This window comes from Pandoraea pneumonica, from assembly GCF_902459645.1.
Classification (GTDB): domain Bacteria; phylum Pseudomonadota; class Gammaproteobacteria; order Burkholderiales; family Burkholderiaceae; genus Pandoraea; species Pandoraea pneumonica.
In genome coordinates this window covers 1,904,097-1,917,019 of sequence record NZ_CABPSK010000001.1, presented here as the reverse complement: position 1 = coordinate 1,917,019, position 12,923 = coordinate 1,904,097, and the positions used below count along the sequence as shown (strand labels likewise).

Sequence of the window (12,923 nt, the reverse complement as noted above, 5' to 3'; positions counted from 1 at the left end):
GAGCAAGTTCACGGAAGCACAGATCGCGTTTGCTTTGAAGCAAGCGGAGCTGGGTACGAAGGTCGAAGAGGTGTGCCATAAGCTGGGAATCAGCGAGGCGACCTTCTACAACTGGAAGAAGAAGTACGGTGGCGTAGGGCCGTCCGAGCTTCGCAGAATGCGCCAGTTGGAAGAGGAGAACATGAAGCTCAAGCGCTTGGTTGCCGATTTGAGCCTGGACAAGGCGATGTTGCAGGATGTCCTGTCAAAAAAGCTCTGAAGCCTTCTCGCAAACGGGCACTGATCGACGAGTTGCGTGATCGGTATCGGGCAAGCCTGACCAAAGTGTGCGCGTTATTTCGCATGTCGAGGTCACTGTACGGATACCAATCGGTGGCTCGGGACTCGTCGGCATTGCTTGCGCGAATCAAAGAGATTGCCGCGACTCGCGTGCATTACGGCTATCGCCGTGTTCGTGTGATGTTGCAGCGCGAAGGCTCGCAGGACAACCACAAACGGGTCTATCGGCTCTATCGGGCCGAGGGCTTATCGCCGCGGCATAAGCGGCCGAAGAGAAACAAATCAGCGCGGTTGCGCCAACCCAAGAGCGTCGTCACGGCCATCAATGAGATATGGAGCATGGACTTCGTCTCTGACGCATGACGCTACGTGCTCAGACAGTGGTCGACAACTACACGCGGGAGAGCTTGGCCATCGATGTCGGGCAGAGCTTGAAGGGGGAGGACGTCGTGCGAGTCCTGACGATGATTGTGGCCGAGCGCGGTGTGCCGCAGACAATCAAAGTCGATAACGGCAGCGAATATATCTCGAAGTCGATGGACCGGTGGGCTTATGAACACGGCGTCGAGCTCGATTTCAGTCGACCGGGAACACCCACCGACAACGCCAAGGTCGAGAGCTTCAACGGGCGCTTCCGACAGGAATGCCTGAACGAGCATTGGTTCTTGTCGCTGGACGACGCCCGAGGCAAAATCGCCGCTTGGCGACAGTACTATAACGAGAGCCGTCCCCACTCCGCATTACAGTGGGAGACCCCCGCCGAATTCGCCCGTCGGGCGCGGCAGCGCGCCCCGACGGACGGAACCCCGAAGCCGGAAATTTCTACTTCTGATCGGTACTAATTCGGGTGTAGGGTCACGATAATTTGCCGCTAGGTCATTCTCGGAAATCGATTGAGGCACACTTAAGCACGGAGATTCAGCGTCGCGTTTTCAACGATGCTGCGCTTCAGATTAGCCAACGCCGGTGGCATCTCGGGAGGGGCGCCGTGCAGGCAGAGTTCGACGGATGGCAGAGACGGGAGGCCTTCGGCTTTGCCTAGTCGTCGGAGTGTCGATGGAAGGCCCGCTGCCGTTCGCAACGTGATTCCCAAACCCGCCGCAACGCCTGACCAAAGACTCTGGAGGCTGGCGGTCGTATAGGCTAGCCGCCACGAAATGTTGGCGTTATCGAGGGCCTCGATGCCTGCGCGGCGGAAGAAGCAGGGCGGATGGTAGAGCGCTAAGTCCAATGGCGCACCGGAGCGCAGGACAACTTCGGTATCCGCTGGGCCGATCCATGTCATCGGGAGCGTCGCGAGTGGTTCGGCGTCTGCGCGGGTTTCGTAACCCATCGCCAGCACAAGGTCGAGTTCGCCGCGATCGAGCCGCTCCAGCAACACGCCGTTTCGCTCTACCGCCACTTCCTCACGCACACCGGGATGGGTCTTCTTGAACTGTCCCAACGCCTTAGGCAGCCAACTCTCGGCGAAATCGCCCGGCAAACCGAAACGCACCATCCCTTCCACCGACGCGCCCCGTACCGCGTGTACCGCCTCGTCGTTGAGATCCAGAATGCGATGCGCGTAAGAGAGGATCAGTTCACCCGATTCCGTCAGCGCCACGCCACGACCCTGCCGACGAAACAACGGCGTGCCGACCTGCTCCTCAAGCTTGCGCATCTGCTGACTCACGGCCGATTGCGACCGGCCAATCCGCTCGGCCGCACGGTTCAAGCTGCCAAGTTGCCGCGCGATAAACAGCGTGCGCAACGCATCCATATCGAGATTGGGGATAGACATGATTCAGTAATTCTGAAGTGTCGATGGCGAATTATCGCATCCACTGAACATTCATATCTTTAGTATCGATGTCAGCGGGTCATCGCGATTCGCACGAATTCTCGATCCACTAACCGCTTTTGCGAGGCGAGCACGGTATGAATGGGCAGACGATTTTTAAACACGGGATATTGGGGACTATCTTTGCCGCCTGCGCGGTGACGTCGCATGCGGTGCCGGCGGATGTTGCCGCAGCAGGGCGCTCGCTGGCCGGGACTTGGACGTTGGTCGCCGCCGACGTGCAGCACCCCGACGGCACTCGTACCCGCGACTATGGCGCCGCGCCGAAGGGCGTGCTGTTCATCGACGCCGAAGGGCACTACTCGCTACAAATTTTCAAGTCGGAGCGCGCCAAATTTGCGTCGGGCGATAAAAGCGCCGCGACGCCCGACGAATACAAATCTGCCGTTATGGGCTCCAGCACGCACTTCGGCACGCTGAGCATCGACCCGGCCGCAGGCACGCTGACCTTCCATATTCAAAACGCTTCGTTTCCGAATTGGGAGGGTGAACAGCAGATGCGAAGTTACGCGCTAAAAGGCCGCGAACTGAGCTACCGCGTCACACCCCGCCCGAACGGCGACGTGCCGATTTCCGTGTGGCAACGTCTCGACTAGGCTTACGCCGCCGTCCACACCGCCAGCTCGTAGCCGTCGGGGTCGAGGAAATGAAAACGTCGGCCGCCCGGAAACTCGAATACCGCGCGGCTGATCGTGGCGCCTGCGGCTTCAACGCGCTGCTGTGTCTGCGCGAGGTCGTCGGCGTAAAGAATGACCAGCGGGCCACCCGGGCGGACCGCTTCGCCCGTCGTGAAACCACCGGTGAGGCGACCATCGGTGAATTCGGTGTAAGCCGGGCCGTAGTCGGTAAATGTCCATCCGAAAACGCTGCCGTAGAAACGTTTGCTTCGTTCAATGTCGCCAACGTTGAATTCAATGTTGTCGATCTGTCTGTCTTTGCCTCGAATGCCCATCGTTGTCCTTTTTTCAGTAGTCGATAAATGGCGGGATGACGCCGTGAACGTTAGCCTTCCGGCAGCGCGTAGTCGAACACGTAAGTGTGTTTGCCGTCGGCGATGGTAATCACCAAACTCCCGGTCAGGCCCGACAACGCGTCGGTGCCGGAATCGGGAACCACAGTAATCGACTGCGCAGGCACGCCTCGCGTCATCGTCGAACTGTGTTGCAACACGAAGCTGCCGCTACGCCCATGCAACGTGCCATGCACGGTTTCCATCGCCACGTAGCCAGCAGACCCCTGAACGCTGCTGCGAAACGCCAGCATCTCGCCCTGACTCGTCGCGACGAGATCGCCCCGAAATGTTTTATCGAGGGACATTCGTCCAAGTCCGGTTTTTTCGGCCACGCCGCTAAGCTGCTGTGGGGCGAGTTGGACATCGAAGGAACCACTTGCGCAATGTTTCAATTGAAACTCCTTTACCCGAAGCCTCCGGGGAATTCATACCGGTTTCATCTCGATGGGGTATTAAGTAGTCTTTTGGCAGACCGATACCCGCACCGAGGAGTTGTATGACGTTGGCAGCACTGATCGTAATTGCAGCACTCGCGTGTTTCTTTCGCGGGATCAAGTGGCGGCGCACTAGCGTAACGCTATTTTCCGCCAGCGCCATCCTCTTCCTTGCGATAGGGTGCGGGGTCGTGCCCAAGTGGCTCCTCGGTACGCTCCAATCGCGCTATGCCGCCAAGCCCGCAATAGCGTGGGGCGAGCACAACGTGATCGTGCTGTTGGGCGCAGGAACGCAGCGAGTTGCCGGTGTTGAGGGCGTAGAGCCGGGGTCGTTCTCGTATCCCCGCTTTGTGGCGGCTGTCGAGGAATATCAGGCCTGCCACCAAGCCAAACCGAATTGCGTCATTCTCGTGAGCGGCGGCGATGCGAGAAAGACCGGCCAATCGGAAGCGGCCGTATATCAGGATTCCCTCGCGAGGATGGGCGTGCCCGTCGCGGATATTCGCCAGGAACCCAAGAGCATGAACACTTGGCAGAACGCGCAGTTCACGGCCGACCTGCTCAAGGAATACGGCGCGGACCGTGTGGTGATCGTCTCGTCCGGTTTCCATCTGCAACGCGGCGCGCTTTACTTCTCCCATTTCGGTGTGAAGGCCACGCTGGTTCGCGGCGACTATCTGCAAGCCACGTCGTCGTTCATGCCGGTGGCCTACAACTTCACCCTGACCGATGTTGCGCTGCATGAATACATCGGCATCGCCCGCTACCACGCCTATAACGCGTTGGGCTGGAATCCAGAGCGCACGCAGCCCGGTCAGGCTTGACGGCCCGCAAGCCCCCGTTCAGTAGGTGTGATCGGCGATCACACGCGCCACCGTTTGCAGCGCTTGCGATAACGCGGGAATGGCAACGGAGCCCAGTGCGAGCCGAATCGCGTGCGGCACCTGCGGTGATGTCGCAAACGGTTCAGCCGTCGAGACCGCGATGTTCTCGTGCATCAACGCCGTGGCGATGGTGTCGGCGCGCACTTCGTTCGGTAATGGCAGCCAGACGAAGTACGACGCTGGATGCCCGACGCGCGTGAGTCCTCCCAACAGATCGGCCGCGAGCGACTGGCGCATCGCGGCATCGCGGCGCTTGCCGTCTTCCATACGCACTACGGTGCCGTCTTCCGCCCACGCGCAGGCAATCGCCGTCATCATCGCGGGCGTGTTCCATGTTGTTGCGCGAACGGTGCGTTCGAGTTTCGGCACCCATGCAATCGGCGCGACGAGAAAACCCACGCGAAGCCCCGTCGCGACACTCTTGGAAAAGCTCGAGACGTAGACGGTTCTCTCCGGCGCGAGCGCAGCCAACGGCGGGGGCGCATCGGTGGCGAGATACGCGTATGCCGCGTCTTCGATCAAGATCAAGTCGTGCCGACGGGCGATGGCGACCAACGCCTCGCGTCGTGCTGCGCTCGTCACCCAGCCCAGCGGGTTGTGCAGCGTCGGCATCGTGTACACGGCACGCACACGGCGTTGTCTGCACAGCGCGGCCAATGCGTCGAGATCGGGGCCGTGGCCTGCTGCGGGAATGGGCGCTAGCTCCAATCGGCAGGCTTCCGCCACCAACTTGAACCCGGGGTAGGTGAGGGCATCTACCGCCACGACATCGCCGGGCTCCAGCAGCGCCATGGCCGTTGTCGCCAAACCATGTTGCCCGCCACTCACGACGAGCACGGACTGCGGCGATGCGCTAATGCCGCGCAGTCCCACGTGACGCGCCACGATTTCCCGTTCATGGTCGCGGCCGCTATGCGGTTGATAGCGCAAGAGGGCTTCCACGTCTCCGCCAGCCGCCAACTGACGCAGCGCCGTACGCAAGAGGCCCGCTTGCTCGGGCAACGTCGGCGCATTGAAGCTCAGATCGACGCGCTCAGTACTCCAGCCGTACAGGTAGCTGCCCTGCGCACTGGGCAGCGCTTCGCGCACGAACGTGCCACGCCCCGCCTCGCCACTCACCAAGCCCATCGCCTGCAACTCTGCATAGACGCGCGTCGCCGTGACGAGCGCCAACCCTTCACGCGCGGCGAGCTCTCGGTGCGTGGGCAGACGCGTGCCCGGGCGCAGCCGTTGGGTGCGAATGTCGTCGGCCAGTCGATCGACCAAAGCCTTGTAGCGCGATTGCGGCATGGGAAAGTGTATCCATGACAATTATTTGATTGTCATGATTATCGGTTCTACGATGCCGCAATACAACGTCGCTACCACCGAGGCCCCCCATGCGTTCCACTCACGTCGCAATTCTGACTTTTGAAGGTTTTAATGAACTCGACTCGCTCATCGCGCTCGGGATTCTCAATCGCGTGAAACGCCCGGGATGGCGCGTGTCGATTGCAAGCTCGACGCCGAAAGTGCGTTCGATGAACGGGGTGGTGCTCGAAGCACAGGCGTCGTTGGAGGACGCCTGCGAGGCCGATGCCGTGCTGGTCGGCAGTGGCATGCTCACTCGCGACGTGGTCGCCGACGCGGCGCTGATGTCGCGGTTGAAGCTCGATCCGGCGCGTCAGATGATCGGCGCTCAGTGTTCAGGAACGCTGGTGCTCGCGAAGCTGGGGTTGTTGAACGGCGTGCCGGCGTGTACCGATCTCACGACGAAGCCTTGGGTCGAGGAGGCGGGCGTGGAAGTGCTGGCGCGGCCTTTCACGGCAAAGGGCAACGTCGCAACGGCGGGCGGATGTCTCGCCTCGCAGTATCTGGCAGCGTGGTTCATCGCTGGCTTGGAGGGCTTCGAGGCCGCACGCAGCGCCATGCATTACGTGGCGCCGGTGGGCGAGAAAGCCGATTACGTGACGCGCGCGATGGCGAACATCACGCCTTATCTGGCGGAGATTCCGGAGATGATCCGCTGTTAAGCGTAATAAAAGCGGTGATTGGGAATTAGCAAGGTAACGGCGTGGTGGAGTTGGGGTGTCTTGTGAGGTGTGTCACCGGGCGCAGGCCGGGTGGGGCGGAACGAGTGCAAGCGGGCTAAGGGCGGCGACTGTTTTCGGCCAATTGTGGCCACTGACCTACCCGCAAAGCCGCCATTGAACGGGCAGGTTCGCTCTGGAACCTGCCGCACGAGCTCAACGTTCCGAATCAATATTGAACCAAGGCCTCAAATACCCGACAAGCCGGTCCTCGGCGAAAAAACGCTCGGCGACCGCGTTCTCCGGAAACGTATCGCACCAGGAATAGCCCATGGCCTCATTGATAAGGGAAAGCGGATCAACTTCCATCGGGAAAATGTGCTCGATACCGAACCGCAACTGGCACGCCGTAGTCTTCGCTTTCCCTTTTTCGTTGTCCGGTGCCGAGTGATGCGCGCGGTCGGGCGTGCCGCGCATCAGGTGCTGCCCAAATCGTTTCTTTAGATTGGTCGCCTTGCCAACGTATAAGCACGGAAACGGAGCTTCGCTCGGCCACCAGTCGTGGTACTCCACATCGACCCGACCATTGTTCGGGCCGTGTAGGCGAATGTGGCGATTGGATGACAGCAACCGCTCTTTACTCGCCATCCACCAGAATGCATAAACCCCGGCACTGCTTGGCACGGCGATCTTGCCGCTCGCATTCACGAGCGATTTCACCGGATGAATCGTTTCGTTTGCCAGCATAGCCGCCGTTAGTGATTGCCAAGCAATCTCAACTTCTCCGGCGCGATTTCTATCGTTCATGTCGTTTTGGCCGTAGCCGTTCCTCGAGTGGCGCGATTTTAACGCTGGTCCGCGATGGTGGCACTCGCATGACCGAGCTACCTGCGAGCCGCGCACCCAGACAAGCTGTGAGGAAGTAGGAAGGCGATCGACAGGTGGCTTGTGGCCAATTTCGGTCGTTCGACGTTGAAGCCAAAATCGTCGAAAATCAATGTCCGATCTCCGATGCCGTCCCGTTTGAGCGTGCTTTATCACGCGAAAAATCATAAAGCGTCTTATGCGAACACCTCACTACTTTCCGCTTCTGCTCCTGCTTCTCGCAAGTTCGACATGGGCCGACAACTTTTCCAAAGACAACCAAGTTGTCATTGTCATGGACTACGGAAGTAGAGACTTGACGCAGTTACACCAGCTTGAGGACGAACTAGATGCCGTAGCAAAGCAAACACACTCAGGAGAGCTCGATGGAGACGAAGTTTCGATCGACGGACGAAAGGCGACCATATACATGAAGAGCATGGATGCCGATCGACTAATTAAGGCAATACGTCCGGCCCTACAAGCCCACGATTTTTCACGCGATGCGCACATTAGCGTCGACGAGTGAGAACTCACGGCCGTGGCAAACGAAGCGTCTATCTAAGCGTCGCTTTCCGGGCGCAAGTGGTCCGTAGCGGCCGGCGAAAATCGGCCATGAAGCATAGTTCGGCAAGGTCGCCGTATGGATATGCGAGCGGCTGCTCATCACTCGAGACCGGCCGCCTTACCACCACTGACTCGGTAGGCTGTCAAGCGGGTCAGCATGTAATAAGCACTTGCCAGCCTCACGTCGTCTTTGCAGTTGGCCCCTGAGCCCCGAAAGCTCACCGGTTCCGAAGCCGGGCACTATGCCGATGCGCAGCGCCTCGCACCCCGCATCATTTCGCCGCGGTGGGCTAGTGCGAAACCACCGTATCTACGGTCCAACGCACCTTCAAACGATTCAAGCGCGACATAAGTTGCCTCGTCGGTTGGGCGCTCAGGTCCGTCACTTCACAGCAGCATTCCCTCCGTCGGCAAAGAGGGCCGATCCGGTGACGAAGCTGGACATGGAGCTGGCTAAAAAGAGCGCGGCAGATGCGATTTCTTCAGGTTGGGCAATGCGCTTCATGGCATGCAATCCAGCCGCCCATTCTTTTTGGCTCTGGTCGCCCGCCATTCCAGTATCCGCGCCCCCCGGCAGCAGTGCGTTGGCCCTGATGCCTTGGGCGCCGTAGTCGGCGGTGATGCCTTTCACCAATCCCATTAACCCGGCCTTCGAGGCGCCATAGGCCGCCATACCAGGCAAGCCCACGCTGGTGCCAACGAAGCTGGAGGTGAATACGATCGAGCCGCCCGAGACGCCCGAGCCGCCATTACGTGCGAGCATTGCGGGTATCTGACTGCGGGCTCCCAGATAGGCCGCCGTAAGGTTGATCGTCAGGGTTTGCTGCCACTCTTCCGGCGAGATGTCGGCAAGCGGTTTAATCGCTCCGACAGTTCCCGCGTTATTGATGGCAATGTCGAGACCGCCGAACTCGTGCATCGCCGCTGCTACACACTCTTCGTGGGTGTCGGCCTGGCCAACGTCGCCAGCGAACACATATGCCCGCCCGCCTTTCCTGCGAATCTCATCGGCAACCTGATCCAGTCGCACTTGATCTCGCGCCGTCAGAACAACTGCGGTGCCTTGCGAAGCGAACATCAGCGCTATTGCCCGCCCGATACCAGCCGATGCACCGGTAACGATGGCCACCTTTCCGTCTAGTAGAGACATGATTAAGACCTTCATCCGTCGTTGAAGGCCGCATTCTGCTTGTCCCCGCTACACTTGGCACTCCGTTTCTTGCGGTCGAATATGGGAAGACCCATCGACCGTCAAAAGAGTCTGCCGATGACAAACATTTACGACGCTGTTGAAGTTCTAGCCCGTTCGCTTGCTGACGCTGATTTTTCGATGCACGCAGAGGGGCTTCGAGGCGCGCTATCCGAAGGGGCGACCGGGACAGAAATTTTTATGATTCTGCGCTCACGACTCTCTGGAATTATTGATGATGAAGTCGTACCGCGCAGACAAAAAGATGAGGCTGAAAGGTTGTGCGACATTGTCGTCCACGCACTGAAGTAATCCATCTCGATCACTGCCCGCGGAGTACCCCACGATTTCCGTCCGATTTTTGATGCAGTTTGCATAAGGCAGCGCGCGGCCAGATGCGGTCTGTCTAAGTCGCCATCTAATTTGAATATCAAACGTCTCGTTCACCCTCGCTGAATTTCAGGTCCCCATTAGCGAATTGCCGGTGGAACAGCCCCGCCCAGGCTATGAACAACCGGTCCGCACCGCATACTGATCGGTAACAATTTAGGGCTGTGGATGCCGACTAGCCACCCTCGCATCCAACACAATCCATTGCGCTAAAGAGTGCAGTTGTCGTTAGGAACAAGCCTAGCAACAGGTGCAGGAGGAAAACTGAATGGGCGATCTTGAGTTGTTCACGACGCCGCCGCGAGTATCCCGGCGGATGATGTGACCAAAGTCCCAAGCCAGCCAAAGTGTATGAGACTGGATACGTTGAATAGCAGATTTCCCAAGAGGTTAAGGTGAGCGTGAGAAGAAGCCAAACCGATTTTTTAGTCCAATTTGGGCGGGTGCGGAAGGCTCTTCGGGTGTGGGGTGATCAGTGCAGAACGTTTGAAACGAGAGCGGCAATTGAATGATGTCAAAAAGTCGGAAAGCGTGTCTGTAGCACCTCGAATTTATCCGCTGGAAAGGCCACAACCTCAAATCGAGTTGGGAGATGCTCGGTCCAAGCTATGCTCTCCGAGCATTCACGAAGCAGTTCAGGCGTCGGAACGCATGCGCGCTCATTCGAAGACGGTCGATATAGAACCGTGAAGTCAGTAACTGGCAGCAGCGTATGGACGCCTTCCGTCCAAACACTGTACGTGAGCACCCCACCTGCATCGCGTTTGACGCCAGTGTACTCAGCGATAAAAATGTCCAGCGCTTGCTTCTGGTGGACATTTTCCAACAGCTTTTGTTGGTCGCCATAGTCAGCGGCAAGCTCTTGAATGCGAAGCAATGACAGCCTCTCTTCGAGCCCCTTAGGAACAAATCGCTCCCATTGACTTCCGTTCCACTTCAGCATCAACGCGGGTAGTGGACGTGGCTGAGCACGTGCCTGCTCGGCAAGCTCGACCATGGTCTGTAGACCCGCTGGATTTCGATCTCCTGTCAACAGCAAGGCAGTTCGATTTGGAGCCATCACCACGGGTGCCCCGGAGAACGGAATGCGATGAAGAACATCGGGCAACAATATTCTGGCCGCATCATAGTAGTCGCCATACTGCGACAGATAAACGCCATCCCTCAACTGCAACCATGGCTTGTTTGACTCCAAGCGGAGGTTATCGAGAGCCACGTCCAGAACGTCATCGAAAGCCATCCCCCACTGAGTCAGGTGATCCTCAGTCAAGCGAAGAATATTCACGCTACCATCGTAAGCGAGGCCAAGCTCCAAATTCTCACAGAGATGTTTGAACGCAGGCTCCTGAGGCGTCTTGCCCAGCTCGGCCATCTGCAAACTCAACACCCCTCTTTCCGTGGTGCTACGAACTATCGGGCGCAGCCGGTCTTTGGCTTCGTCAAATGTGGTCGGCAGCGACCATGGCAGCACGGCTTGGGCTTGCCGTTGTAATACGTCGAGCCGCTGGTCCGGCTTGCGTAGGAGGTAGTCGGCGAACATGTTCACCAGATTAACGATGCCTGGAGCCGAGTTGGGAAGCACGTCCGACTGCACCAACCGCTGATTCTCCGCCTCATAAACCCACGAGCGCGTGTCACCCGCCTCCTTGAGTGCCCCGATGAGAAGTTGGGCGAATTCACTCTCGGTAGGTTCGTTGCGATTGCGAAAGCGGTTAAAAAAGCTCATGGTCGGTATATCAGGACGTGATTAACGTGATAAAGGCACAGGGAGCATAACAATGTTTTGAGGTCGCACAAAATTATGCTGTTGACTAATCAGAACGATTCCGTGATGCCGGCATTCGATACGATACGCCCATATGCTAAAGCAGCCATCAACCGGAAGTTGATCGCCTGACCGACCAACCGCGGTCTATGAGTTGCGAAATCGGTGCGGCGGGCCTTAGCAAGCGAATGCATGACCGCTTCTGGGCCACTCAACAGCCCGCTTTGGGTCGCAATCGGTCCGTGGTGACCGGCAGAAATCGGCCAAGAGCGGTCTTTGCGAAAATTTTGATTGATTATTTTTTGCTTTTCTACGCCAAATGTTTGGAATGTTCAGAAAACGGCAAGCGCCAACGTCCCCGTCCGAAGACCCTCTCTGCTTGGTTTTCATCCCTGCGCTTGTGACCGTTCTTCTACACGCTGAAAAGGCACAGGGCAGGCCATTGACTGAGGCTGAAGTCATTGCCATTCGTGACACAGCGGTTTGCATGGCGATGCCCGCTTCAAAAGCTGCAATGATGGAAGAGAAACGCGGCTACCCGGACATTGTTGCAGAGGCTGTCTGGCCTGAATGGCAATCGGCGCGCCTGCAACTCGGTCAAACATGACAGACCAACTTAAAAGCAGTTTCTTTCCAACGTCCGCAATGGGTCGAAAGCGGCCTTTCATAAATGGCCGGAGTAGGTCATGAACAGTCATCCATCCATAAACATCATGGAAACTCGTGTCTTCGGAAACATACAGCACGAAGGACTTGAGGTGGTCGAACGAGAAGGCCGCTACTTTGTGCGCTATGACGCCGGTGCGCACCAGATTGCGTGGCGCGAGGACGAGATTTCGGCGGAAGAATTCGTGATGTTGAAGAGCGGTACGGCTGGCCAATATCAATGCATCATTGGCATGCAGAAAAGGCTACGGTTACTCGGGATAGACCCATACCAACAAAACTGGGTACCGAGTGGCGTCTAACATCACGGGGCATCATCGGTTTTCCGCTTTTTGACCGGTGGCTGAAATGGGTCGAAAGCGGCCCTTAACGAACGGCGACTACCGGCCAGAAGCGAAAACTCGGATACCAATCTCCACTCAGACAAGTCACGGAGATGCTATCGGGATAGCCCTATTCGGCCATACCCCTCAAGGGGTGTGTGGTCGGCAATTCACTCGCTGGGACATCCGCCATCGACCGGAACGGCAGCGAGTGCGCGCGATCAACGAGTTCTTCATTCGTCATGGGGTCAAGGCACTCGACGATGAGCCAGCGCGCCTTTACAGGGTCGGGACATCCTGCGCAGAACGTCAGCAGAAGGTCGTCGCAGGCCTGCTCAGAAAGTCCGTTCGGATCCATCAGTGCCTCGAGTATCTGGAGCAGCTTTTCCTTCGGAAGCTTTGCAGTCATTGGAATCCTCTGACGTCTGATTTTTATTGCGATAACTGATCGCCTACTCTCGACGTCCGTCGCACAGAGTTCTCAAACAGTCAAAAAACTCCTCAGCACGATTGCGATCGTTCGCTGTAGCGTGATCGTAACCGTTTGAATGAGGAGTCGCTATCCCGCTTTCCTTGAGCAGCTATGTCGCGCCGAAATCAACGTTCTTATTTTTAATATCAACGCGTTGCTTGAACGACCGGATAGGGGGATTAGCGTGCGAGCAGAGAGGGCACGGGCGCTGCATCAGCGCCACGTGCCA

15 protein-coding genes and 1 pseudogene are annotated in these 12,923 nt (G+C 57.9%); 7 read left to right on the top strand and 9 right to left on the bottom strand.

Features of this window, described 5'->3' with window-relative positions:
• Positions 1-22: 22 nt before the first annotated feature.
• Positions 23-1,121: pseudogene (locus PPN31114_RS08425) on the top strand (IS3 family transposase).
• 62 nt (positions 1,122-1,183) lie between these two features.
• Here PPN31114_RS08425 and PPN31114_RS08420 read toward each other — a convergent pair.
• Positions 1,184-2,059, bottom strand: a complete 876-nt coding sequence (locus tag PPN31114_RS08420) for a LysR substrate-binding domain-containing protein (RefSeq protein WP_150678936.1) — start codon at positions 2,057-2,059, stop codon at positions 1,184-1,186.
• A gap of 137 nt (positions 2,060-2,196) precedes the next feature.
• Here PPN31114_RS08420 and PPN31114_RS08415 point away from each other — a divergent pair, with 137 nt between their 5' ends.
• Entirely contained in the window at positions 2,197-2,715 is a 519-nt protein-coding gene (locus PPN31114_RS08415) for a lipocalin-like domain-containing protein (protein ID WP_150678935.1), read from the top strand.
• Between the two features lie 2 nt (positions 2,716-2,717).
• Here PPN31114_RS08415 and PPN31114_RS08410 read toward each other — a convergent pair whose 3' ends face one another.
• Positions 2,718-3,071, bottom strand: coding sequence for a VOC family protein (locus PPN31114_RS08410; RefSeq protein ID WP_150678934.1), 354 nt, complete (start codon positions 3,069-3,071; stop codon positions 2,718-2,720).
• A 50-nt stretch (positions 3,072-3,121) separates the two neighbouring features.
• Positions 3,122-3,523 carry a DUF3224 domain-containing protein gene (locus PPN31114_RS08405; RefSeq protein WP_150678933.1) on the bottom strand — a complete coding sequence of 134 codons (402 nt, stop codon included), beginning with the start codon at positions 3,521-3,523 and terminating at the stop codon, positions 3,122-3,124.
• Positions 3,524-3,627: 104 nt separating this feature from the next.
• On the opposite strand from PPN31114_RS08405, the gene PPN31114_RS08400 reads away from it, so the two are divergent.
• Entirely contained in the window at positions 3,628-4,389 is a 762-nt protein-coding gene (locus PPN31114_RS08400; RefSeq protein WP_150678932.1) for a YdcF family protein, read from the top strand.
• Between the two features lie 18 nt (positions 4,390-4,407).
• On the opposite strand, the gene PPN31114_RS08395 is transcribed toward PPN31114_RS08400, so the two are convergent.
• The gene (locus PPN31114_RS08395) at positions 4,408-5,739 is read right to left on the bottom strand and encodes an aminotransferase-like domain-containing protein (RefSeq protein WP_150678931.1); all 1,332 of its coding nucleotides are present in this window, start codon (positions 5,737-5,739) and stop codon (positions 4,408-4,410) included.
• A gap of 89 nt (positions 5,740-5,828) precedes the next feature.
• On the opposite strand from PPN31114_RS08395, the gene PPN31114_RS08390 reads away from it, so the two are divergent.
• Complete coding sequence (locus PPN31114_RS08390; RefSeq protein ID WP_150678930.1) at positions 5,829-6,461, top strand: DJ-1/PfpI family protein; 633 nt, start codon at positions 5,829-5,831, stop codon at positions 6,459-6,461.
• Between the two features lie 213 nt (positions 6,462-6,674).
• On the opposite strand, the gene PPN31114_RS08385 is transcribed toward PPN31114_RS08390, so the two are convergent.
• From PPN31114_RS08385 to PPN31114_RS08375, 3 genes are all read right to left on the bottom strand, one after another.
• On the bottom strand, positions 6,675-7,265 hold the full coding sequence (locus PPN31114_RS08385) for a GIY-YIG nuclease family protein (RefSeq protein WP_150678929.1): 591 nt from the start codon (positions 7,263-7,265) through the stop codon (positions 6,675-6,677).
• Between the two features lie 864 nt (positions 7,266-8,129).
• On the bottom strand, positions 8,130-8,210 hold the full coding sequence (locus tag PPN31114_RS26385; protein WP_246182480.1) for a hypothetical protein: 81 nt from the start codon (positions 8,208-8,210) through the stop codon (positions 8,130-8,132).
• Positions 8,211-8,271: 61 nt separating this feature from the next.
• The gene (locus PPN31114_RS08375; protein WP_150678928.1) at positions 8,272-9,039 is read right to left on the bottom strand and encodes an SDR family oxidoreductase; all 768 of its coding nucleotides are present in this window, start codon (positions 9,037-9,039) and stop codon (positions 8,272-8,274) included.
• Between the two features lie 117 nt (positions 9,040-9,156).
• Here PPN31114_RS08375 and PPN31114_RS08370 point away from each other — a divergent pair, with 117 nt between their 5' ends.
• Positions 9,157-9,390, top strand: a complete 234-nt coding sequence (locus tag PPN31114_RS08370; RefSeq protein ID WP_150678927.1) for a hypothetical protein — start codon at positions 9,157-9,159, stop codon at positions 9,388-9,390.
• A 592-nt stretch (positions 9,391-9,982) separates the two neighbouring features.
• On the opposite strand, the gene PPN31114_RS08365 is transcribed toward PPN31114_RS08370, so the two are convergent.
• On the bottom strand, positions 9,983-11,194 hold the full coding sequence (locus PPN31114_RS08365; protein WP_150678926.1) for a DUF1444 domain-containing protein: 1,212 nt from the start codon (positions 11,192-11,194) through the stop codon (positions 9,983-9,985).
• A gap of 418 nt (positions 11,195-11,612) precedes the next feature.
• On the opposite strand from PPN31114_RS08365, the gene PPN31114_RS08360 reads away from it, so the two are divergent.
• Together PPN31114_RS08360 and PPN31114_RS08355 are read left to right on the top strand one after the other, a co-directional pair.
• Complete coding sequence (locus tag PPN31114_RS08360) at positions 11,613-11,840, top strand: hypothetical protein (RefSeq protein ID WP_242560011.1); 228 nt, start codon at positions 11,613-11,615, stop codon at positions 11,838-11,840.
• A gap of 79 nt (positions 11,841-11,919) precedes the next feature.
• Positions 11,920-12,201: a hypothetical protein gene (locus PPN31114_RS08355; protein WP_150678924.1), complete on the top strand. Its 282-nt coding sequence runs from the start codon at positions 11,920-11,922 to the stop codon at positions 12,199-12,201.
• Positions 12,202-12,352: 151 nt separating this feature from the next.
• On the opposite strand, the gene PPN31114_RS08350 is transcribed toward PPN31114_RS08355, so the two are convergent.
• Positions 12,353-12,631 (bottom strand): hypothetical protein, encoded by a 279-nt coding sequence (locus tag PPN31114_RS08350; protein WP_150678923.1) that lies wholly within the window; start codon positions 12,629-12,631, stop codon positions 12,353-12,355.
• Between the last annotated feature and the right edge of the window lie 292 nt (positions 12,632-12,923).